This window comes from Riemerella anatipestifer ATCC 11845 = DSM 15868, assembly GCF_000252855.1.
GTDB lineage: Bacteria > Bacteroidota > Bacteroidia > Flavobacteriales > Weeksellaceae > Riemerella > Riemerella anatipestifera.
Genome location: NC_017045.1, coordinates 1,803,359 through 1,825,947, shown reverse-complemented (window position 1 = coordinate 1,825,947; position 22,589 = coordinate 1,803,359). Strand labels below are relative to the sequence as shown.

Sequence of the window (22,589 nt, the reverse complement as noted above, 5' to 3'; positions counted from 1 at the left end):
TTATTATTCCCAAAGATAAAAAAACTTCTACATATGAAAAAAGCTCATACACAGAAGTTTTATCAGTTAAGATTTTTAAAAATTTGTAATCAACCCTATCGCTGTAATTTTTCTCCGTAACTTAAATCCCCAGCATCTCCTAACCCTGGAGTAATGTAGCCTTTGTCTGTCAGTTTTTCATCTACTGCACCTACCCAAATATAGGCTTCTGGATATACTTTTTGAAGAGTTTCCACTCCTTCTTTGCTCGCTATAGCGGCTACTATATGAATTTGTGAAGGATTCCCATTAGTAAGTAAATCTTTAATAGCTTCAATTAGCGAAGCTCCTGTGGCTAGCATTGGGTCTGCCACAATAAGTGGTCGCCCCTCAATATTAGGACAAGTAAGATAATCTTGTTTTATACTAAAATAATCATTAGCATCGTGCTTTCTATACGCTGCTACAAAACCACAATCTGCTTTATCAAAATAATTTAACACCCCTTGAAACAAAGGTACGCCCGCTCTCAAAATAGTTGTAATAACAGGTTGAGTTTCTATTTCTCTTGAAGCAATTTTATCTAGTGGTGTGGTAATCTCTACTTCTTTATAAGGCAAATGTTTACTAATTTCAAAAGCGGCTATTTCACCTATTCTTTCCATATTTCTACGAAACTTCATTCTGTCCGTTTGTACGGAAACATTTCTTAAATCGTTAATCCATTCTGTAACTAATGAAAACTCTTCTGATAATACTGTAAACATCTTATTTCTTGCTTTTATTCTGATACAAATTTCGGTATTTTTTAACAATAGACCTAGTAAGTTTCTCTATTTTTTTATTCAATAAATAAAAAGCGAGAAGATAATGAATATCCTCTCGCTTTTATCTTTTAGATTTAGAATTCTACTATTGATCTTTTAAAGCCGCTTTTACCTTAGAAGTAGGCAAGTAAATTTGGAATCCTACATTAAGTCCTAGGTTTCCGTTACCTGCTGTATTACCACCACCAGTTACGGTATCAAACTTCAATAAAGCATCTAAACTTACATTTTTAGTAATAAAATAAGAGTAACCAGCTCCTACACCTAAGTTAACACCATTAGTTGTACTTCCAGCACTGTTATTGATTCCACCGAAGCCTACAGTACCTTCTGCGAAGAATCTACCATTTTTAAGTAAGCTTTCAACCTCATTACTTCCGAAGTAATATCTTGTAAATCCACCCAATGTCCAATTAGTGGTAGTACCAGTAGCTCCTCCAGCACTAGCTACTTCTAAATTTACCTGTGCACCTACAGCCCAGTTGTCTTTCACAAAGTAACCTACTTGAGGCGTCAGATTTAAATTTACCCCATTGGTAAATCTCATCTTAGCTACCTGACCACCTACCATCCAGTTTCCTTCTTGAATCTGTGCGTTAACTGTACCAAACAACCCTGCTGCAAATACCACAGCTCCTAAAAATAATTTTTTCATAAATATAGTTTAAATTAATTTATTATGCTAAGAACAATAATTATACCAAACTGACACTTATGATAAGACTTCTTGTAATTCTAGCCACCTCATCTCTATTCTCTCTAACTCTTTGGCGTTTTTTTCTAACAGTTCTGATAGGCTAGCCACTTTCTCATAATCTGTTTCTCCGTTGAGCTTTGCGAGTATAACTTCTCTTTCTTCTTCTAGCTTTGGTAACTGTTTTTCTATTTCTTCTAGTTCTCTCTGTTCTTTAAAAGATAGTTTTTTCTTAGGTAAAGGTTCTTTTCTTTCTGTCTGAGGAATTTCCACCTTTTCTTTTTCCTTATTATTTTGTTTTAGCTCTAAATCTTTAGCGGTTTTATATTCCGTAAAGTTGCCTGTAAAATCTCTTACTTTACCATCTCCCTCAAATGCCAAAACATGGTCTACCACCCTATCCATAAAATATCTATCGTGAGATACTATGGCTAATGTACCTTGAAAGTTTTGTAAAAAATTTTCCAAAACACTTAAAGTAGGCAAATCTAAATCATTGGTAGGCTCATCAAAAATTAAAAAGTTAGGGTTTTGATACAATACATACATCAAATGTAGCCTTCTCTTCTCTCCTCCAGAAAGTTTAGAAATGGGTGAGTATTGTGCTTGGTCATCAAACAAAAATAATCGTAAAAATTGCGATGCAGAAATAGTTCTTCCATTAGCTAATGGAAAGTTTTCGGATATTTCTTTGATGAAATCAATTACTCTTTCGTCTTCCTTATAGGTAAGTCCTTTTTGAGAAAAATAACCAAATTTTATGGTTTCTCCTGTTTCTATCTCTCCACTATCATAGTTTTCTAACCCTTGGATAATATTAAGTAATGTGGATTTACCCGCTCCATTTTGCCCCACAATCCCCACCTTTTCGCCTCGCTGAAACTGATAAGAAAAATCCTTTAATATCACTTTATCATCATACTTTTTGTTGATATTTCTAAGCTCAAGAATCTTTTTACCCAAGCGTTCCATTTTAAAGTCTAGCTCCAAACTGTCTTTTCTAGTATCTGTCTTAGCGACCTTTTCTGTTTCGTAGAAAGCCTCTATTCTACTTTTAGATTTTGTAGTTCGTGCTTTGGGCTGCCTTCTCATCCATTCCAATTCTTTGCGGTAAAGATTATTGGCTTTATCTATGGTAGATTGTAGGTTTTCTTCCCTAATCATTTTATTTTCTAGATAAGTCGCATAACTCCCTTGATGTATGTATAGTTGCTGATCTTCCATCTCCCAAATCACATCGCAAACACTATCTAAAAAGTATCTATCGTGCGTTACTAACAAAAGAGTAATCCTCGCTTTGGAAAGGTAATTTTCCAGCCACTCCACCATATCCACATCTAAATGGTTGGTAGGCTCGTCCATAATTAAAAGCGTATGTTTATGCTCAGCTCTAGTTTCTGTAAGCAATTTCGCTAATGCAACTCTTTTCACTTGCCCTCCTGACAGTGTTCCCATTTTGGCATTAAGGTCTGTAATTTTGAGTTGAAAGAGGATTTGTTTCATTTCATTTTCTAAATCCCACGCTTTATGAATTTCCATATCTGCGAGAGCCTTCTCAATAAACGCTGTATCTGTAGATTGTAATGACAGATGGTAATTTCTAACAGCATTTATAGGATCTGAATCTAGCTTCATCATAAACTCTTCCACCGTATCCTCCGCATCGAAAGTAATTTCTTGGTCAAAAAGCACCACTTGTATATCTTTATTTACCAATACCGAACCGCTATCTGGAATTTCTTTTCCTAAAATAATTTTTAGAAGGGTAGATTTCCCACTTCCATTTTTGGCAACAATGGCAATTTTATCTCCTTCATTGATGTTAAAAGAAATATCTTGAAATAGAGTTTTAATTCCGTAAGATTTGGTAAGATTTTCAGCAGTGATGTAATTCATTCTCTAGAAAATTGAAATTGAGTGCAAAGATAGCATAAAAAAACCGTTTCAGTTGGGCATTTCCCTTCTAAAACGGTTCTAAAAATAATATGGAATATTCTACTAAAAGCTATACTTAATGGTAGTCCCTCCGAAGAAATAAGCTCTCGCAGGTCCTGGATTAACATCTGTAGTTACCCCAACAGGATAGCCATTACCTAAATCAGTGTCGCCTATCGCATTCCCTACAAATAGAAAGGCATAGTTGACTCTATTCGTTAAATTATTCCCTGCTACATAAGCGTCTAAACTCCATTTCCCAAACTCCTTTTTATAACCTATCTTGGCATTGTACTGATGAAAACCTTTTACATTGATTTCGTTGGCAAAATCAGTATAAACATCGCTTAAATAATTAAATGTATTTCTAACATAAAGTCCAAAACGCGTATCAAAATCCAACCCTAAAGAATATTTTACCGAAGGTATGCCTACCACCTTTTTACCTGAATAATCTTCTCCTAACATACTAAAAGACTGATATTTAAAATCATATTTAGAAAGATTAAAATACGGTAACACTTTATTTATAAAATTATTAGATGTATAAGAGTAGCCTAGACTCAACTCTAGTCCTCTATTGAACTGATTCCCTGTATTCCCCCAGTAAGAGTACATATCTCCAGCACCATCGCTAGCCCAAAGCTGTGTTAGCTTATCTTGAACTCTGATATCAAACAAGGATATTTGATAATCAAATTTCGTTTTTCCTAACAATCCGTGTACTGAAAAATCCCACATTTTAGCACGCTCTGCTTTGAGTAAATCATTAGTTTTTCCTGTAGCAGAAACAAATGCTGTGGAAGCTGTAGGTGCGTTATAACCCTCACTATAGCTTAAATTAAATAATTGATTTTTCCATTTTTTTTGTAACGCTATATGAGGCGTTAAAACCATAGAAAAATCTTTTTTGAAAGAGGTATCTTGTTTGTAACCATCTAATAAACCTGGATAAGCCAACAAATCTGTTCTATCATAACCTTGCTTATTACCACTCACACCCAAAAGAAGAGATAAGTCTAAAGGTTGATAGGTTAATCTATTGGTAAGAAATACCGAAAAATTATAATTATCATACTTAAAATAAGTACCTCTTTTAGATAATGGTCGAGTCTGTAAATCTGGTTTATCCAAACTGCCATCAAAACGATAATTAGAGATTAAAGCTCTAGAAATAAGATATTCTCCACCTGCTTCCATTTCATTTTTAAAATCTTCAGAAATAGGATAATTCCATTTTAGCTCAGACCTCACACCATAGCTTGGTTGTTGAGAGTTTTCTGCCGCTCCTGCAGCCGTTCGCTTAGTATCTAAATGATGATAAAATAATGAGGTATTATAGGTAACATTAGGATTGATTTTCCATTGATGTCCTATAATAGTTCTAGTGGCTATGAAATGGTTTGCTGCATTTTTTCTTGCATAGGCTGCATTGCCAGGGTCTTTACCATCATAATAATCTTGAAGAGAAATTTGTCCTGTAACGCCTTCATAGGAATTATTATGACTCGCATACACCATTAAACTATGGGCTTGAGCCAACTTAAAGTTTCCCATAAAAGCATAGTTATTTTTCCTAGTATTGCCTCTAGGACGGTAGCCATCACTCCCTATATGCCCATAGTTAAACATAATATTTGCGTTATCCGTTATAGTTTCTACCTTGGTATTAGACTGAAACAAACCAAACGAACCAAAAGCCAAAGACTCTGATAAATGAGTCCCTTTTTTAGTTTCTGGACGCATATAGAACCTCACGGCTCCACCTGTACCTCCACCATAAAGTGTAGAGGCAGGACCTTTAACGACCTCAATATTATTGATAAGAGAAAAATCTATATCTTCTAAAATAGTAACGCCGTCAGCATTGGTAATTGGAGCCGAATTGAGGTAGAACTTCACACCCCAGTTATTGAATTTCTGATCGTTACCATAACCTCTCAGAACAATTCTTTGTCCTCCAAACTGAGTTCTTTTTTCTACCTGAACACCAGCCATTGTTCCTAGTGATTGCTCTATAAAATGAGGATTATTCCTTTCCACCTCATAAGCGGATATAATCTCCGTAGATTGAGCTTGTTTAAAGAATTCCTTTCTTTCTTGTTTTACTTTTTGCCTTGCACTTATGACAACACTGTCTACAACCTTTTCTTTTTCTACATTCTGTGCAATAGCTTTTGTTACTAATAAAAAAGTGATAAAAACGGTTAATTTATTCATATCTCTATTTTTCAATCAAAAAAGTCTTACCTTTTTATTTGAGATAAGACTCTAATTATTTTAAAGGTAAATACTTATTACGCTTGAGGCGTATTATTCCCACCTAATACAAAAGGTTCAACCTCTTTAATTTCTCCAAACTGTTGCTCATAGTTAGCAATATTTTGCTGTAAAGCATTTAGAACTCTTTTAGCATGTAATGGTGCTAAAATTACCCTAGATCTTACTTTAGCTTGTTGAACACCTGGCATTAACTGAATGAAATCTAAAACAAACTCAGATGGAGAGTGGTTTACCAAAGCTAAGTTAGCATATACACCAGCTGCTACCATTTCGTTAAGTTCAATGTTGATGTTGTTTGGATCTTGGTTTTGATTGTTGTCCATAAAATTATTATTTAGTTATTATTTAGTTTGAAAGGTACAAAGATAATAAATATCTTCTACCTTTCAAACTATTTTTTTTAAATTAGTTTAAGTCTTCAAATTCTTTGTTAGAACCTACGATAAAGTTCTGATAATCTTTAAGACCTGTTCCTGCAGGAATTCTGTGCCCTACAATTACATTTTCTTTAAGACCATTCAGCTCATCTACTTTACCTGATACCGCTGCTTCGTTAAGTACCTTAGTAGTTTCTTGGAAAGATGCCGCAGACATAAATGACTTAGTTTGTAGAGCCGCTCTTGTGATACCTTGTAAAACTGGGTGCGCTGTAGCTGTAAGTGCTTCACGAACTTCTACCAGCTTTAAGTCTTCTCTCTTAAGCTTAGAGTTTTCATCTCTTAGCTCTCTCGCTGTTATCATCTGACCTGCTTTAAGCACTTGAGAGTCTCCTGGGTCGGTAACCACCTTCATGCCAAACACCCTTTCGTTCTCTTCGATAAAGTCTTGCTTATGTTCTAGACTACCTTCTAAGAACTGAGTATCTCCACCATCTACAATTTCTACTTTCGTCATCATTTGGCGAACGATGATTTCAAAGTGCTTGTCATCAATCTTCACCCCTTGTAAACGGTATACCTCTTGGATTTCGTTTACCAGATATTCTTGTACCGCTGTAGGACCTTTAATTGCTAAAATATCATTAGGCGTTACAGAACCATCTGACAATGGAGACCCTGCTCTTACGAAGTCATTTTCTTGAACTAAGATTTGGTTAGATAACTTCACCAAGTATTTCTTAATTTCTCCAGATTTAGACTCTACGATAAGCTCACGGTTACCTCTCTTGATTTTTCCGTAAGATACTACCCCGTCAATTTCGGTTACTACCGCAGGATTAGAAGGATTTCTAGCTTCGAAAAGTTCCGTTACTCTAGGAAGACCTCCCGTGATATCCCCTGCTTTTGCAGATTTTCTTGGGATTTTAATTAAAATCTTACCAGCTTTAATCTTCTCTCCATCGTTTACCATTAAGTGTGCTCCCACAGGTAAGTTGTAAGATTTTTGCTCTACTCCTTTAGAATCTACCACTCTAAGAGTAGGTACCGCTTTTTTATTTCTAGATTCAGAGATTACCTTTTCTTCAAAGCCTGTCTGTTCGTCAATTTCTAATTGGAAAGACACTCCTTTGATAATATCTTCATACTCTACCTTACCAGAAGTTTCGGCAATGATTACCGCGTTATACGGATCCCATCTTGCGATAAGGTCTCCTTTCTTCACTTTATCCCCTGGCTTTACAGAAAGTATTGAACCGTAAGGTAAGTTCGCCACCATAATAGGCGTTCTATTAGCATTATCTGCTACCAAACGGAATTCGGTAGAACGAGACACCACGATTTCAGCTTGGTTACCTTCTTCATCTTCAGAAGTTACCGTTCTAATTTCGTCCATTTCTACAATACCATCTCTCTTAGCTACGATAGACGGATTTTCGGAAACGTTACCCGCTGTTCCCCCTTGGTGGAAGGTTCTCAAGGTAAGCTGTGTACCTGGCTCCCCGATAGACTGTGCTGCAATAACACCCACAGCTTCTCCCATATGAATCATCTTACCTGTTGCTAAGTTTCTACCGTAACATTTAGCACAGATACCTCTCTTAGATTCACAAGTTAAAGGTGAACGAACCTCCACAGACTCTATACCAGCCTCTTCTATCTTCTTAGCTAATTCTTCATCTATAAGAACATCAGCTTCTACGATTAACTCGTCTGTTTCTGGGTCATATATATCATGTAAAGAAATTCTACCTAAAATTCTTTCAGATAATTTCTCTACTATTTCGTCATTCTTTTTAAGTGGTGTTACTTCCACACCTCTTAGTGTACCACAATCGTCTTCAGTAATGATAACGTCTTGAGCTACATCTACCAATCTTCTCGTTAAGTAACCAGCATCCGCCGTTTTAAGAGCCGTATCCGCAAGACCTTTACGAGCACCGTGAGTAGAGATAAAGTATTCAAGGATAGAAAGACCCTCTTTAAAGTTAGCCACAATAGGGTTTTCGATAATCTCTGCACCTACCGAACCTGCTTTTTGAGGTTTTGCCATTAGACCACGCATACCTGATAACTGACGAATCTGCTCTTTAGAACCCCTCGCACCAGAATCTAGCATCATATATACAGAGTTAAAACCACCTTGGTCGGTCTTCATTCTCTGCATAATCATTTCGGTAAGGTTAGCGTTAGTATTTGTCCAAACATCAATCACTTGGTTATAACGCTCAGTATCAGTGATAAGACCCATGTTATAGTTAGCCTTAATATCATCTACACTTTCTACCGCCGAAGCTATCATTTGTTTCTTCTCTTCTGGCACCACAATATCAGCTAAGCTGAACGATAGACCTCCTTTGAATGCGTTAGAGTATCCTAAATCTTTCATTCTATCCAAGAACTGAACTGTAGTTGGGAAATCAGTTTCTGCTAAGATTCTACCAATTACATTTCTTAATGATTTCTTCGTTAAAAGTTCATTGATGAATCCTATTTGTTCAGGTACTATCTGATTGAATAAAATTCTACCAACAGTAGTTTCAATCAGTTTAGTTACTAATTCTCCGTTTTCATTTTTTACAGGAAGTTTACACTTAACTTTAGCATTAAGCGTTACTTGTCCTTCATTATAGGCAATTTCTGCTTCCTCTGGAGAATAGAAAGTTAAACCTTCTCCCTTCACTTTATAATCCTCCGTAGAGTGAGCTTCTTTAGTCATAAAGTAAAGCCCAAGTACCATGTCCTGTGATGGTACCGTAATTGGAGAACCGTTAGCAGGGTTCAAGATATTCTGAGAACCTAACATTAAAAGTTGAGCCTCTAAAATAGCTTCTGGACCTAAAGGTAAGTGCACCGCCATCTGGTCACCATCAAAGTCGGCGTTGAATGCCGTAGTTACCAATGGATGTAGTTGTATCGCTTTACCTTCAATCATTTTAGGTTGGAATGCCTGAATACCTAAACGGTGAAGCGTAGGTGCACGGTTAAGAAGTACTGGGTGACCTTTCATTACATTTTCTAGAATGTCATACACCACAGGTTCTTTTCTATCTATAATTCTCTTCGCAGATTTTACCGTTTTTACGATACCTCTCTCGATTAGTTTTCTGATGATGAACGGCTTATAAAGCTCTGCCGCCATATCTTTAGGGATACCACACTCGTGTAGTTGTAAGGTAGGACCTACCACAATTACCGAACGAGCAGAGTAGTCAACCCTTTTACCAAGTAAGTTTTGACGGAAACGCCCTTGCTTACCTTTTAATGAATCAGAAAGAGATTTTAATGGTCTGTTAGACTCAGATTTAACCGCAGAAGATTTTCTTGTATTATCAAATAAAGAATCTACCGCTTCTTGAAGCATACGCTTCTCGTTTCTTAAGATAACCTCAGGAGCTTTAATTTCTAGAAGTCTCTTAAGACGGTTGTTTCTGATAATTACTCTTCTGTAAAGGTCGTTAAGGTCTGATGTCGCAAAACGTCCACCATCTAGTGGCACTAATGGTCTTAACTCTGGTGGTATTACAGGAAGCACACGCATCACCATCCACTCTGGACGATTAATCATTCTCGTGTTAGCATCTCTAAGTGCTTCTACTACTGATAACCTTTTAAGTGCTTCTGTTCTTCTTTGCTTAGATGTTTCGTTGTGAGCTTTGTGTCTTAAATCATAAGAAAGAGCATCTAAATCTATTCTCTTTAATAATTCTTCCACAGCCTCTGCTCCCATTTTAGCGATAAACTTATTAGGGTCAGAGTCATCTAAGTATTGATTTTCCGCAGGAAGTGTATCTAAAATATCTAGATATTCTTCCTCGGTTAAGAATTCCATTTCCTCGAAATCAGAACCATCTAATTTTTTAGCGATACCTTGCTGAATTACCACATATCTTTCGTAGTAGATAATCATATCTAACTTCTTAGATGGTAATCCTAAAAGATAACCTATCTTGTTTGGTAACGAACGGAAGTACCAAATATGAGCTACAGGAACTACCAAATTGATGTGTCCTATACGCTCTCTACGCACTTTTTTCTCCGTTACTTCTACACCGCATCGGTCGCAGACAATGCCTTTATAACGGATACGCTTATATTTTCCACAAGCACACTCGTAATCCTTTACAGGACCGAATATTTTCTCACAGAAAAGCCCGTCTCTTTCAGGTTTGTGCGTTCTATAGTTAATGGTTTCTGGTTTTAATACTTCCCCTCTTGAATCTTGTAAAATAGACTCTGGTGAAGCTAAACCTATCGAGATTTTATTAAATCTACTTGTTTTATTTTTATTTGACATTTTGTTTCTTTTAAAGATTAAGAGAACCGAGAACCAAGAGAAGATGGTATTCTTTTATCTTGTATCTCATATCTCGTGTCTATTATTCCTCTAACCTTACATCTAATCCTAAACCTTGTAACTCGTGAAGCAATACATTGAAAGATTCTGGAATACCAGGTTCTGGCATTGCCTCTCCTTTCGCAATAGCTTCGTAAGTTTTAGCTCTACCAATCACATCATCTGACTTCACTGTTAGGATTTCTCTCAAGATGTTAGACGCACCGAATGCTTCTAGTGCCCAAACCTCCATCTCTCCGAAACGCTGACCACCAAATTGGGCTTTACCTCCTAATGGCTGCTGCGTGATGAGAGAGTAAGGACCAATAGAACGAGCATGCATCTTATCATCTACCATGTGACCAAGTTTCAACATATAAATCACACCTACAGTAGCTGGTTGAGTAAATCTCTCCCCTGTACCGCCGTCATACAGATAAGTGTTTCCGTAGATAGGTAGCCCTGCTTTTTCGGTGTACTCTGTAATTTGGTCTAGTTTAGCACCATCAAAGATAGGCGTTGCGAACTTCAAGCCTAATTGCTTACCTGCCCAACCAAGTACCGTTTCGTAAATCTGACCGATGTTCATACGAGAAGGTACCCCTAGCGGGTTAAGTACGATGTCAACTGGCGTACCGTCTTCTAAGAAAGGCATATCTTCCTCACGAACGATTCTAGATACGATACCTTTGTTACCGTGACGCCCTGCCATCTTATCTCCTACATTTAACTTTCTCTTCTTAGCGATGTAAACTTTGGCCAACTTAATGATTCCTGAAGGAAGCTCGTCTCCGATTGAAATAGCGTACTTCTCACGGTTTTTAACTCCTTGTAAATCGTTGTACTTAATCTTATAGTTGTGAATTAATTGCTTAATTAACTCGTTTTTATCCGCATCTACTGTCCAGTCAGAACCGCTTACATTTACATAATCTTCTACTGACTGAAGTAATTTCATAGAGAACTTAGCACCTTTACCAATGATTTCTTCTCCTAAGTCGTTTTTAACTCCTTGAGATGTTTTACCATTAACAATAGTGTTTAATTTATCTAAAAGAACCGTTCTAAGCTCGTTGAACTTGGCTTTATATTGGTTTTCTATTTCTTCTAGTTTGATTTTCTCTTCTGTTCTCTTCTTCTTATCCTTAATGTTTCTAGAGAATAGCTTTTTGTCTATCACTACCCCTCTTAATGAAGAATCTGCCTTTAAAGAAGCGTCTTTTACATCTCCTGCTTTATCTCCGAAGATAGCTCTTAATAACTTCTCTTCTGGAGTAGGATCAGACTCTCCTTTAGGCGTGATTTTACCAATAAGAATATCACCAGGTTTTACCTCTGCTCCGATTCTTATCATACCGTTTTCATCTAGGTCTTTTGTAGCATCTTCAGATATATTAGGAATATCTGCTGTAAGCTCCTCCATACCTAGTTTGGTATCTCTTACCTCTAATGAATATTCATCTACGTGGATAGAGGTAAACCAGTCCTCACGAACTACTTTTTCGTTGATTACAATTGCATCCTCGAAGTTATACCCTTTCCAAGGCATAAACGCTACCACTAAGTTTCTACCTAATGCTAACTCTCCGTTTTCTGTAGCGTAACCATCACAAAGCACTTGTCCTTTTTCTACTGTATCTCCTACCCTTACAATAGGTTTAAGAGTAATGGTAGTAGATTGGTTGGTTTTTCTGAACTTAGTTAAATGATAAGTTTTAGTAGCTGATTCGAAGCTTACAATATCTTCATCTTCAGTTCTATCGTATTTTATAACGATTCTCTCCGCATCTACATACTCTACAACACCAGTTCCTTCAGCATTGATTAAAATTCTAGAGTCTCTAGCCACTTGCTTCTCTAGACCTGTACCTACGATAGGTGCTTGAGGTTTTAATAATGGTACTGCCTGACGCATCATGTTAGATCCCATCAAGGCACGGTTAGCATCATCGTGCTCTAGGAAAGGAATAAGTGATGCCGAAATACCAGAAATCTGGTTAGGAGCTACATCTATTAAATCTACTTGCTCTGGTTCTACCACTGGGTAATCTCCATCTAAACGAGCAATAATTCTCTCTGTTTCAAACTTACCATCATCAGCAAGCTCCACGTTCGCTTGAGCAATAATTTTAGCTTCCTCATCTTCTGCGTTAAGGTATATAGGTGCCGCATCTAAATCTACTTTACCATTTTCTACCTTACGATAAGGCGTTTCTATGAAACCTAGATTATTGATTTTAGCATAAATACCTAAAGAAGAAATCAAACCAATGTTCGGTCCTTCCGGCGTCTCAATTGGACAAATTCTTCCGTAGTGTGTATGGTGAACATCTCGAACCTCAAAACCTGCTCTTTCTCTAGAAAGACCACCAGGTCCTAAAGCTGATAATCTTCTCTTATGTGTAATCTCAGAAAGTGGATTGGTTTGATCCATGAACTGAGAAAGCTGGTTAGTTCCAAAGAACGAGTTAATTACCGATGTTAATGTTTTAGCGTTAACTAAATCTGTTGGGCTAAACAATTCGTTATCACGAACATTCATTCTCTCACGGATTGTTCTTGCAATTCTAGAAAGACCTACTCCAAACTGACCTGCCAACTGCTCTCCTACCGTTCTAATTCTTCTATTAGAAAGGTGGTCTATATCATCTACCTCTGCTTTAGAGTTAGCTAACTCTATTAAGTGTTTTACAATACTAATGATGTCCTCTTTAGTAAGCACCTCTACACTTTCGTCTACGCTAAGACCTAGCTTTTTGTTCAATCTGTAACGACCTACCTCTCCTAAAGAATATCTCTGCTCTGAGAAGAATAGCTTTTCTATAATTCCTCTTGCAGTTTCTTCATCAGGTGGATCTGCATTTCTCAACTGACGATAGATATACTCTACCGCTTCTTTCTCTGAGTTGGTAGGGTCTTTTTGTAATGTATTTTGAATGATAGAGAACTCCTTAGTGTTTTCATTATGGATTAAAATGGTTTTAACACCAGCCTCCAAAATCAAATCTAAATGTTCTTTTTCAAGAACGGTTTCTCTATCTAAGATAATTTCGTTTCTTTCTACAGAAACTACCTCACCTGTATCTTCATCTACGAAATCTTCAAACCAAGTATTAAGAACTCTAGCTGCTAAAGTTCTACCTTCTACTTTTTTAAGAGCCGCTTTAGACACTTTAACCTCTTCTGCCAAGTCAAATATCTGAAGAATTTCTTTATCAGATTCGTAACCGATAGCTCTAAGTAAAGTGGTTAATGGTAATTTTTTCTTACGGTCTATATAAGCGTACATTACGCTGTTAATATCCGTAGTAAATTCCATCCAAGACCCTTTAAATGGGATAATTCTAGAATAGTATAATTTAGTACCATTAGCGTGGTAAGTCTGCCCGAAGAACACCCCTGGAGATCTATGCAACTGTGTTACTACCACACGCTCTGCACCATTGATGATAAATGAACCACTAGGCGTCATATAAGGTACCGTACCTAGATATACATCTTGGATTACCGTTTGGAAATCATCGTACTCTGGGTCTGTACAATATAGTTTTAATCTTGCCTTTAATGGCACAGAATAAGTAAGCCCTCTCTCTACACACTCATCTATAGAGTAGCGAGGAGAATCTACTAAGTAATCTAAAAATTCTAGTACAAACTGGTTTCTAGAATCTGTAATTGGGAAATTTTCTTGGAAGGTTTTGTAAAGTCCTTCGTTCACTCTCTGCTCCGGAAGTGTGTCTAGCTGAAAGAACTCCTTAAAGGATTGAATTTGGATATCCAAAAAGTCTGGCGTCTCCACTCTTCCTTTAGCAGACGAGAAATTAATTCTTTGATTTCCCTGAGCTTTTTGTGTCGTCTTTGATTTACTCATAAAACTTTTAGAAGATTGTTGGTTTAAAAATATTTTGTTACTCTTTTTAAAAATATCAGAAAGCTATTTAGACATCATTTCCTAAAAAACTTTCTAACTGCAACTCCGGTATATCTTTTCACGGCGTAGTGCAAAATATTTTCAATTTTCTCATTAGGAGGATAACACCTTGAAACACAACAGAACAAAACCCTAAATCCCTAAGGATTAAGAGTTTTGTATTTTTATTTTATATTTCAGAAGTGTATATCACTCAAAATGAACTGCAAAGATATATAATTTAAAAGAAACAACCAAAACTCCATCTTACAAAAAAGCGACTTCATTTTCATGAAATCGCTCTTATAACAAAGATTTATATGTTAAATCTTAAGGTTTCCAAAAACTCCAAGTTTGACCATTGAAAACTAGCAAACGATGTCCCGACGCAGTAGCTCCCTTTAAAAAAGCTATCATTCCCGCTGATGGATTTTTTATATTTTTGTAATCATCTACGATTGGTAAAACCATAGCCTTATCAGCAGATTCTAAAACTAAAACTCCATCTGTTGTCGTTTCCGAAGTTCCTATTATAGTCTTTGCTCCCGTTATATCAGAGAAACCTCTCTGAGGAGTTTTAACTCTAGATTCCACTAAAGAACTATACCCTGACTGACCGCTCAAATCACTCCACCCACTGTTTTCATTCTTAACTTTAACTCTATATTCTCCCGTAGAAGTTATATCAAAAACTAATGTTCCTCCTTTTGCTTGTTGACTCCCCTCTGTTGGCAAAACCTCTACATAAGGTAGCACCAAACCTTTATCTTTAGTATCTCCAAATTCAAGCAATACCGAAGAACTACTTAAAACATTTGAAGATGCCGAACCTATCCTAACTTGTGAAAAAACAAAAGTGGATAAACACATTGCTGATATTGATAATATTTTTTTCATTATTTCCTTTTTTTATCATTCGGACAAAAATTGTCCTAAATCAAATTTACGATTTATACTATGGACAAGTTTGAGTATTAAAACATTTCCAACCCTCTCCTACTCCTGAGCCTGTATAAATTTTTAAACAGCCCTTCCCAGAATTTTCATCTGTATCAAAAACCATCATCCCCACTACAGGGTTTACAATAGTTCCCTCTGGATTAGAGTTTCTTGTAAGTACAAAACCTTTTGTTTTACCTTCCAATACAGTATATGCAGAATTTCTAATCATCGGCCAGTTACCATTATCAACACCTGCTCTTCCTAAAACAGTAACCCCGTGATTTACTGGCACAGAACTACTATTATCTGTTGGTGAATTGTAACATTTGCTAGCTGCAATAGACAATGTAACCGTGGCTGTATCACAATTGGTAGTCTGACCCTTCGGAGAACAAATCCTATAAGTTAATACATAATTCCCTGCTGCTGCATTTGCTGGTATGTTTATCGTTCCATCTGGGTTTATCGTCGCGCCCGTTAAACCTCCTAAATTAACTAAACTAACATCCGTATTCAACGAAGTCGGAACACTACCATCTGATGATTTGTCATTAGCGAAAACACTTCCTGTCTTACCTCCTGAACTGACTACTCCAAAATTATCATCTACTGCATCCGTCTGATTAGGAACTACTAATGTAACCGTTGCTGTATCACAATTTGTAGTCTGACCCTTCGGAGAGCAAATCCTATAAGTTAATACATAATTCCCCGCTGCTGCGTTTGCTGGTATGTTTATCGTTCCGTCTGGGTTTATCGTTGCGCCTGTTAAGCCGCCCAAATTAACTAAACTAACATCCGTATTCAACGAAGTCGGAACACTACCATCTGATGATTTGTCATTAGCGAAAACGCTTCCTGTCTTACCTCCTGAACTGACTACTCCAAAATTATCATCTACTGCATCCGTCTGATTAGGAACTACTAATGTAACCGTGGCTGTATCACAATTGGTAGTCTGACCCTTCGGAGAACAAATCCTATAAGTTAATACATAATTCCCTGCTGCTGCGTTTGCTGGTATGTTTATCGTTCCATCTGGGTTTATCGTCGCGCCCGTTAAACCTCCTAAATTAACTAAACTAACATCCGTATTCAACGAAGTCGGAACACTACCATCTGATGATTTGTCATTAGCGAAAACACTTCCTGTCTTACCTCCTGAACTGACTACTCCAAAATTATCATCTACTGCATCCGTCTGATTAGGAACTACTAATGTAACCGTTGCTGTATCACAATTTGTAGTCTGACCCTTCGGAGAACAAATCCTATAAGTTAATACATAATTCCCTGCTGCTGCATTTGCTGGTATGTTTATCGTTCCATCTGGGTTTATCGTGGCGCCCGTCAAACCTCCTAAATTAACTAAACTAACATCCGTATTCAACGAAGTCGGAACACTACCATCTGATGATTTGTCATTAGCGAAAACGCTTCCTGTCTTACCTCCTGAACTGACTACTCCAAAATTATCATCTACTGCATCAATAAGATTTGCCGAGGATACCTTTATAGCATAATAAGACATTGCAGCTCTTGTTCTAGGTAAATCATTTGGTAACTTAAAAGTTATTTTTATTGTTTTTGTAGGAGCGCTAGATTTTACCCATCTTATCCATTCTGAACCTCTAGAATCACTACTTCTATAGGTTCCTGCATCAAAACTAGAAGTTGTGATAGTAGCACCTGCATATCCCTGTGCAATATTCCCTCCATTAGAAACTCCATAAGACACAGAAGTGAAAGTAGCACCATTATCTAATGTTATATCAAAAGAATCATCCCACTCCTGAGAATTATCAAAAATAGATGTTTTAATATTTTTATCTAAATCTGTTACAACTAAATCCTCTATAATAACCTCTTTTTCAAAATTAAATGTAATTGAAACAAGTTCATTAGCATATTGTGAACTCTCTAATTTTAAAACATTGTTTGAAATAGAAGCTCCTGCAAAATTGTTGTACAGTCCTGATGGGGGCTGAATTAACCCAGAACCTGCAGAAAAGATATTAAGTTTACCCGCGGCTGCACCAAAAGATGGCACCACTGTAACCTTACCTGTTATAGGGTTACTGGTAGCACTCCCTACTCCAATAGTAGAAGCCCCAGCAGTTGTGCCATCTCCTAAATTATCCCATATAACCCAACTTTGAGCATTATAAGATGTAAAAATCCCTAACATAGTAAGGAATATATATAATTTTAATTGTATTTTTTTTATCATTTTTTATCATTTAAATTAATAGTTAACTATTCATACTAACAAAAAACTATTGGAGGAGGACGACTCCATATATAAAAATTGAATTTATTTTTAATAAAAACAAAAAGTAAAACAAAAAATATAATTGCATAGATATCAACTCTATTAAAGGTAATGATACTCTGTAAATCTGCGAAAAAACTAGAACTTCCAGAAAAAATCCCCTTTTTACTATTCACACTATTCGTACTAAAATAGTAATTATTGGTAGTTTCCTTAGATTCAAAATAATTCTTTACAATATTACTTCTTATGTTGTTTCCCTTTGCGTTTCTCTTTGAAACCGTCTTATCCTCCCTATTGTTTAGTGTTTTTTTTGAGAACTTTTGTTTTATACTTTTCTGAGATGTATTCTCAATAATCTTTACTTCTGTATCATTATTTTTCTTATTTGTATAGTCTATTACTGTAGCTCCTCCTTGTACATGTATTTGAGAAAACATCTGTACAGATAAAAACAACCACCATATTAAAAATGGTGGTCTAAAATATTTTACTTCTATGATTCTATTCTTATTCAATATTTTCTATTAGAATGTATTCTATAAACCCCTGTAGATATAATCTTTTAATTTTAAAACTAATATTTTATTTCCAAGTCCAAAAACTCCATTCTGTACCATTGTAAACACATATTTGCTCTTTACCTGGGGTATCATCAAAAACCACCATCCCTGGAGCTGGATTCACTATACTTTTATGTACATTTCTGAATTTAGGTAACACCATTGCCTTAGCAATACTTTCTAACACTAGTATTCCCTTAGCACTACTATTAGGAGAACCTATAATTACTTGAGCTTCTACTCTTTCTGTTTTATTGGCGTCAATTGTATTTACAGGTATAATATTGGTATTATTTGCTAAATAGTTTAGATTCTGCCAAGTATTATTAATCTTCGCTTTTACATATTTATCACTTCTATCCAGCACAAAAGTTCCATTTGGAGATGCTGTATTATCCAGCAAATTAGCTTCTGATACAGATTTTACCCAAGGCAATATAACCCCCTTTTTTTCTAAATTATTAAACTCTAATAATACTGATGATTCTGTAGAACCTCCATTTAAGTTACCTGCGCCTATATTAACTTGTGCTTTTAAACTTAAGCTTGAGACAATAACTGTGGCTATGTATATTATTTTTTTCATATTCTCTTTCCTCACTTATCTATTAAACATCTCTCCTTGTGGACACCCTGCCTTATTCATACACTTCCACCCCCTTACAACACTTGGAGAAGCCTGTATTTCCACATAAGCTTTTAAACAATTTTCAGTAGTATCATAAACCATCATTCCTATAACAGGATTTGCTATTGCTTGTATTTGAGTTGTACTCATTCTTGTAATAGTAAAGCCCTTAGTATCTGATTCTAGAGCAATATGCCCACCAGCTCTAGACATAGGCCAATTATCTACATCTGTATTTCCAGCCCTACCCAACGCCGTAATACCAACTTTGGTTTCTAATGGAGTTGATGATGGATTAACATTTTTCAATGTACAAAAACATCTATCATTAATTGAAGCATCATACGGTGCATTATTATTTAAGCCTTGCCCTACAGGCATCGTATCCACATGTGCTACCCCTTGAATTGAAGAAGAATTGTTCACAGCTGTATTCACTATCTCTGGAACTCCCAAAGCGGAACTCTGACTAGACACTATATCCGTACCTGTAGTAGATACCTTCCCTTTTGCATTAGCTATGATAGACCATTTTCTAGCAACAAAAGGCACCGTCATATCGGCAGTTGCTAAATGGGGCATATTTACATCGTCTGCCCCCTCTACAGCATCTGGACACCCATCCGAATCTGAATCTAAATCCAAATAATTTGGCAAACCATCTCCATCTATATCACAATAAGGTCTAATTGCAAAAGCAACTCCTTGCCCTCCTTTACCTCCATTAATCCATTCCATCGTAACATTCAACACCGTAGCATCCGATGCAAATAGAGCGTTACCATATCTTCCACTAGCGGTTCTCTGCTGCTCGGTATTTGTATATACTAAAGTTTGTGTCCCTACGCCTGTTATAGTATAAGCCGCCCCATTATCCTCCAAAAAAGAAAATGGTGTTCCGTTAGTTCTAAATATAATCCTTTCTATATCCAAAAAAGTAGTTTCCGTATCCATCGGTATGATTTGAAATCGTATTCTAGGATCTGAACTAGTAAAAGTCACATTAAATGAAGCTTTCCTATTGGGATTCAAAGGCTCAGGTTTAGAATAAAAACCTTCCCTAAAAGCTGCTCCACCAAAATTATACAATCCTGCTATACCTGAATTACCAGCCCAAGCATCTATATCATTACCAACAAAAGATGTATTTCCTGTAAACCCTGAAATAGTAGCAGTATAAGTAACTCCATTTAAAGTTGTAGAACGACTTATTGTTCCCGTAGTACTATTCAGTGTAGCACCAGACCAATCAAAGAAAACCAATTGCCCTTTATAAGCTCCAGTTCCTGTAGCACTACTAGTAGGATTGTTTGGTAGATTGCAAAATTTTTTCTCAATAGAGTCTGGAATCCCATCATTATCAGAATCTAAATCTATAATATCTGCAACACCATCTCCATCAGAATCTATACTCTGGGAAAAAAATGGCTGTCCAATAAAACAAAGGAAAAGCCCTAAAGAATATATTTTTATTTTTTTCATACTATTCGTGAATTTTTGTAACTTGATTCCATTTAAAAATTTGAATTATTTTAAACATTCTTGTTAGATCACAAACATTATGCCAAAAGAAGGCTACAACAGTTTGTTGTAGCCTTCTTTTGGTTTTATTTAAAATATTATTACTTCAACTCTACTTCTGCACCAGCTTCTTCTAGTTGCTTTTTAAGAGCCTCAGCTTCGTCTTTAGAAACTCCTTCTTTAATTGGAGCAGGAGCACCATCTACGATATCTTTAGCTTCTTTAAGACCAGCACCTGTTAAATCTTTTACTAACTTAACGATAGCTAATTTAGAAGCTCCAGCTGATTTTAATATTACATCAAACTCAGTTTTTTCTTCAGCAGCTTCTCCAGCACCACCAGCAGCAGCAACTACTGTAGCAGCAGCAGGTTCGATACCGTACTCATCTTTAAGAATTTGAGCTAATTCATTTACATCTTTTACTGTAAGGTTTACAAGCGTTTCCGCTAAATTTTTTAAATCTGACATTTTCTTAATGTTTTTGTTGTTAAACGATTTATATTATTTTTTGAGTGTTTCTTTGTTAATCAGTGAAAAAGGCTTACTCAGCACCTTCTTCCTTCATTTTGTCTTGATTTTGAAGAGCAGAAAGAATATTTCTGATTGGAGACTGAAGTAATCCAATGATTTCTCCAAGCATCTCTTCCTTAGACTTAAGACTTGCAAGAGCACCTAGTTTGTCATCTCCAATATAGAATGTTTCATCTAAGTAAGCTGCTTTTAGTGCAGGAAATTCTGCATTTTTTCTAAAGTCTTTAATCAGCTTAGCAGGAGCATTAGCCGTCTCTGAAATCATTAAAGCAGAATTACCTTTAAATGTTGCAAACATCTCAGAGTAATCTACTCCTTCCATTTGCTCCATTGCTTTTCTAAGTAAAGTATTTTTTACTACTTTTAACTTAATATTATTCTTGAAGGCTCTTCTTCTAAAATCTGAAGTCGCAGAAGCATTCATTCCTTCAAGGCTTGCTACATATACATTCTTAGCATCTTGTAGCAATTCTTTTATCTCTTGTATTACTAATACTTTTTCTTCTTTAGTCATTGTCTTACAGATTTTAGTTTACAGATTTAGTATCGATTGCTATACCAGGTCCCATTGTAGGAGAGATGTAAATACTCTTCATATAAGTTCCTTTAGCAGCTGTAGGCTTAAGTTTTATTAAAGTCTGCACCAATTCTTGGGCATTTTCTTTAATTTTTTCAGCATCAAAAGACACCTTACCTATAGCAGCATGTACGATACCATACTTATCCACTTTAAAGTCTATTTTACCAGCCTTAACCTCAGAAACCGCCTTTCCTACTTCCATAGTTACAGTTCCTGATTTAGGGTTTGGCATAAGACCTCTTGGACCTAACACTCTACCTAGAGGACCTAATTTCCCCATTACAGCAGGCATAGTAACAATAACATCCACATCTGTCCAACCACCTTTGATTTTCTCTAGATACTCATCAAGACCTACAAAATCTGCACCTGCTTCTTTTGCTTCAGCTTCCTTATCTGGAGTTACTAAAGCTAGAACTTTAACATCTTTACCTGTTCCATGAGGAAGAGAAACAACCCCTCTTACCATTTGATTCGCTTTTCTCGGGTCAACACCCAATCTCACAGCGATATCTACAGAAGCATCAAACTTTGCAGTACTTACCTCCTTTACTAAAGCCGAAGCTTCTTCAAGGGTGTAAAACTTATTTTTTTCTATCTTAGTAGAAACTTCTTTTTGCTTTTTAGTTAATCTTGCCATTTGATTTAATTTTAAGCGTTAGTAGGTTTAGTTCCTGTTACCTTTAATCCCATAGATCTAGCTGTACCAGCAACCATACTCATTGCAGAATCAAGAGTGAAGCAGTTTAAATCTGACATCTTATCTTCTGCTATTTTCTGTACTTGCTCCCAAGATACGCTACCTACTTTCTCTCTGTTAGGCTGTCCTGAACCTTTTTTCACTTTAGAAGCTTCCAAAAGCTGCACAGCTGCAGGAGGAGTTTTAATTACGAAATCAAATGATTTATCTTCATACACTGTAATTACTACAGGTAATACCTGTCCTGGTTTATCCTGAGTTCTTCCGTTGAATTGCTTACAAAACTCCATGATATTTACCCCTGCAGAACCTAAAGCAGGTCCTACTGGAGGTGAAGGATTAGCAGCACCACCTTTCACCTGGAGCTTAACCATTTTAAAGACTTTCTTTGCCATGTTTGTTTTTTAAAAAAATTAAAAATATAAAAAATGTGGAAGCATTCTTTTTAATAACCTGAGTTTAAGTAGAAAATGTAACTCTCTCACCTGAATACACTTCTTCTCAGATTA

General features: G+C 36.2%; 16 protein-coding genes. All 16 read right to left on the bottom strand.

Annotated elements, in window-relative coordinates:
* Positions 1 to 95 precede the first annotated feature (95 nt).
* Positions 96 to 746, bottom strand: a complete 651-nt coding sequence (gene upp, locus RA0C_RS08695; protein WP_013447127.1) for a uracil phosphoribosyltransferase — start codon at positions 744 to 746, stop codon at positions 96 to 98.
* Between the two features lie 145 nt (positions 747 to 891).
* Positions 892 to 1,461, bottom strand: a complete 570-nt coding sequence (locus RA0C_RS08690) for a porin family protein (RefSeq protein ID WP_004916810.1) — start codon at positions 1,459 to 1,461, stop codon at positions 892 to 894.
* A 57-nt stretch (positions 1,462 to 1,518) separates the two neighbouring features.
* The gene (locus RA0C_RS08685; RefSeq protein WP_004916807.1) at positions 1,519 to 3,396 is read right to left on the bottom strand and encodes an ABC-F family ATP-binding cassette domain-containing protein; all 1,878 of its coding nucleotides are present in this window, start codon (positions 3,394 to 3,396) and stop codon (positions 1,519 to 1,521) included.
* A 102-nt stretch (positions 3,397 to 3,498) separates the two neighbouring features.
* The gene (locus RA0C_RS08680) at positions 3,499 to 5,655 is read right to left on the bottom strand and encodes a TonB-dependent receptor (RefSeq protein ID WP_004916804.1); all 2,157 of its coding nucleotides are present in this window, start codon (positions 5,653 to 5,655) and stop codon (positions 3,499 to 3,501) included.
* A gap of 77 nt (positions 5,656 to 5,732) precedes the next feature.
* A complete protein-coding gene (locus RA0C_RS08675) occupies positions 5,733 to 6,041 on the bottom strand; it encodes a DUF3467 domain-containing protein (protein ID WP_004916801.1) in 309 nt (102 codons plus the stop codon).
* 82 nt (positions 6,042 to 6,123) lie between these two features.
* The gene (gene rpoC, locus RA0C_RS08670) at positions 6,124 to 10,392 is read right to left on the bottom strand and encodes a DNA-directed RNA polymerase subunit beta' (protein ID WP_013447126.1); all 4,269 of its coding nucleotides are present in this window, start codon (positions 10,390 to 10,392) and stop codon (positions 6,124 to 6,126) included.
* Between the two features lie 82 nt (positions 10,393 to 10,474).
* A complete protein-coding gene (gene rpoB / locus RA0C_RS08665; RefSeq protein WP_004916794.1) occupies positions 10,475 to 14,302 on the bottom strand; it encodes a DNA-directed RNA polymerase subunit beta in 3,828 nt (1,275 codons plus the stop codon).
* Between the two features lie 369 nt (positions 14,303 to 14,671).
* Positions 14,672 to 15,238, bottom strand: a complete 567-nt coding sequence (locus RA0C_RS08660) for a hypothetical protein (RefSeq protein WP_013447125.1) — start codon at positions 15,236 to 15,238, stop codon at positions 14,672 to 14,674.
* A 58-nt stretch (positions 15,239 to 15,296) separates the two neighbouring features.
* A complete protein-coding gene (locus RA0C_RS08655; protein WP_041404284.1) occupies positions 15,297 to 17,513 on the bottom strand; it encodes an Ig-like domain-containing protein in 2,217 nt (738 codons plus the stop codon).
* Positions 17,514 to 17,548: 35 nt separating this feature from the next.
* Positions 17,549 to 18,073 (bottom strand): hypothetical protein, encoded by a 525-nt coding sequence (locus RA0C_RS08650; protein WP_004916785.1) that lies wholly within the window; start codon positions 18,071 to 18,073, stop codon positions 17,549 to 17,551.
* A 67-nt stretch (positions 18,074 to 18,140) separates the two neighbouring features.
* Positions 18,141 to 18,704 carry a hypothetical protein gene (locus tag RA0C_RS08645; protein WP_004916782.1) on the bottom strand — a complete coding sequence of 188 codons (564 nt, stop codon included), beginning with the start codon at positions 18,702 to 18,704 and terminating at the stop codon, positions 18,141 to 18,143.
* A gap of 15 nt (positions 18,705 to 18,719) precedes the next feature.
* Positions 18,720 to 20,228, bottom strand: a complete 1,509-nt coding sequence (locus tag RA0C_RS08640; protein WP_004916779.1) for a thrombospondin type 3 repeat-containing protein — start codon at positions 20,226 to 20,228, stop codon at positions 18,720 to 18,722.
* Between the two features lie 140 nt (positions 20,229 to 20,368).
* Complete coding sequence (gene rplL / locus RA0C_RS08635; protein WP_013447123.1) at positions 20,369 to 20,737, bottom strand: 50S ribosomal protein L7/L12; 369 nt, start codon at positions 20,735 to 20,737, stop codon at positions 20,369 to 20,371.
* Positions 20,738 to 20,810: 73 nt separating this feature from the next.
* Positions 20,811 to 21,314: a 50S ribosomal protein L10 gene (rplJ, locus tag RA0C_RS08630; RefSeq protein WP_004916775.1), complete on the bottom strand. Its 504-nt coding sequence runs from the start codon at positions 21,312 to 21,314 to the stop codon at positions 20,811 to 20,813.
* 13 nt (positions 21,315 to 21,327) lie between these two features.
* Complete coding sequence (gene rplA / locus RA0C_RS08625) at positions 21,328 to 22,020, bottom strand: 50S ribosomal protein L1 (RefSeq protein WP_004916771.1); 693 nt, start codon at positions 22,018 to 22,020, stop codon at positions 21,328 to 21,330.
* An 11-nt stretch (positions 22,021 to 22,031) separates the two neighbouring features.
* Positions 22,032 to 22,475 (bottom strand): 50S ribosomal protein L11, encoded by a 444-nt coding sequence (rplK, locus tag RA0C_RS08620; protein WP_004916770.1) that lies wholly within the window; start codon positions 22,473 to 22,475, stop codon positions 22,032 to 22,034.
* Between the last annotated feature and the right edge of the window lie 114 nt (positions 22,476 to 22,589).

Coding starts and splice junctions, on each gene's coding strand:
- RA0C_RS08645 (WP_004916782.1), bottom strand. CDS start 18,704: ATGAAAAAAATAATATACATAGCCACAGTTATTGTCTCAAGCTTAAGT.
- upp (WP_013447127.1), bottom strand. CDS start 746: ATGTTTACAGTATTATCAGAAGAGTTTTCATTAGTTACAGAATGGATT.
- rpoC (WP_013447126.1), bottom strand. CDS start 10,392: ATGTCAAATAAAAATAAAACAAGTAGATTTAATAAAATCTCGATAGGT.
- rplK (WP_004916770.1), bottom strand. CDS start 22,475: ATGGCAAAGAAAGTCTTTAAAATGGTTAAGCTCCAGGTGAAAGGTGGT.
- RA0C_RS08660 (WP_013447125.1), bottom strand. CDS start 15,238: ATGAAAAAAATATTATCAATATCAGCAATGTGTTTATCCACTTTTGTT.
- RA0C_RS08640 (WP_004916779.1), bottom strand. CDS start 20,228: ATGAAAAAAATAAAAATATATTCTTTAGGGCTTTTCCTTTGTTTTATT.
- RA0C_RS08685 (WP_004916807.1), bottom strand. CDS start 3,396: ATGAATTACATCACTGCTGAAAATCTTACCAAATCTTACGGAATTAAA.
- RA0C_RS08655 (WP_041404284.1), bottom strand. CDS start 17,513: ATGATAAAAAAAATACAATTAAAATTATATATATTCCTTACTATGTTA.
- RA0C_RS08690 (WP_004916810.1), bottom strand. CDS start 1,461: ATGAAAAAATTATTTTTAGGAGCTGTGGTATTTGCAGCAGGGTTGTTT.
- rplA (WP_004916771.1), bottom strand. CDS start 22,020: ATGGCAAGATTAACTAAAAAGCAAAAAGAAGTTTCTACTAAGATAGAA.
- rplJ (WP_004916775.1), bottom strand. CDS start 21,314: ATGACTAAAGAAGAAAAAGTATTAGTAATACAAGAGATAAAAGAATTG.
- RA0C_RS08675 (WP_004916801.1), bottom strand. CDS start 6,041: ATGGACAACAATCAAAACCAAGATCCAAACAACATCAACATTGAACTT.
- rplL (WP_013447123.1), bottom strand. CDS start 20,737: ATGTCAGATTTAAAAAATTTAGCGGAAACGCTTGTAAACCTTACAGTA.
- RA0C_RS08680 (WP_004916804.1), bottom strand. CDS start 5,655: ATGAATAAATTAACCGTTTTTATCACTTTTTTATTAGTAACAAAAGCT.
- rpoB (WP_004916794.1), bottom strand. CDS start 14,302: ATGAGTAAATCAAAGACGACACAAAAAGCTCAGGGAAATCAAAGAATT.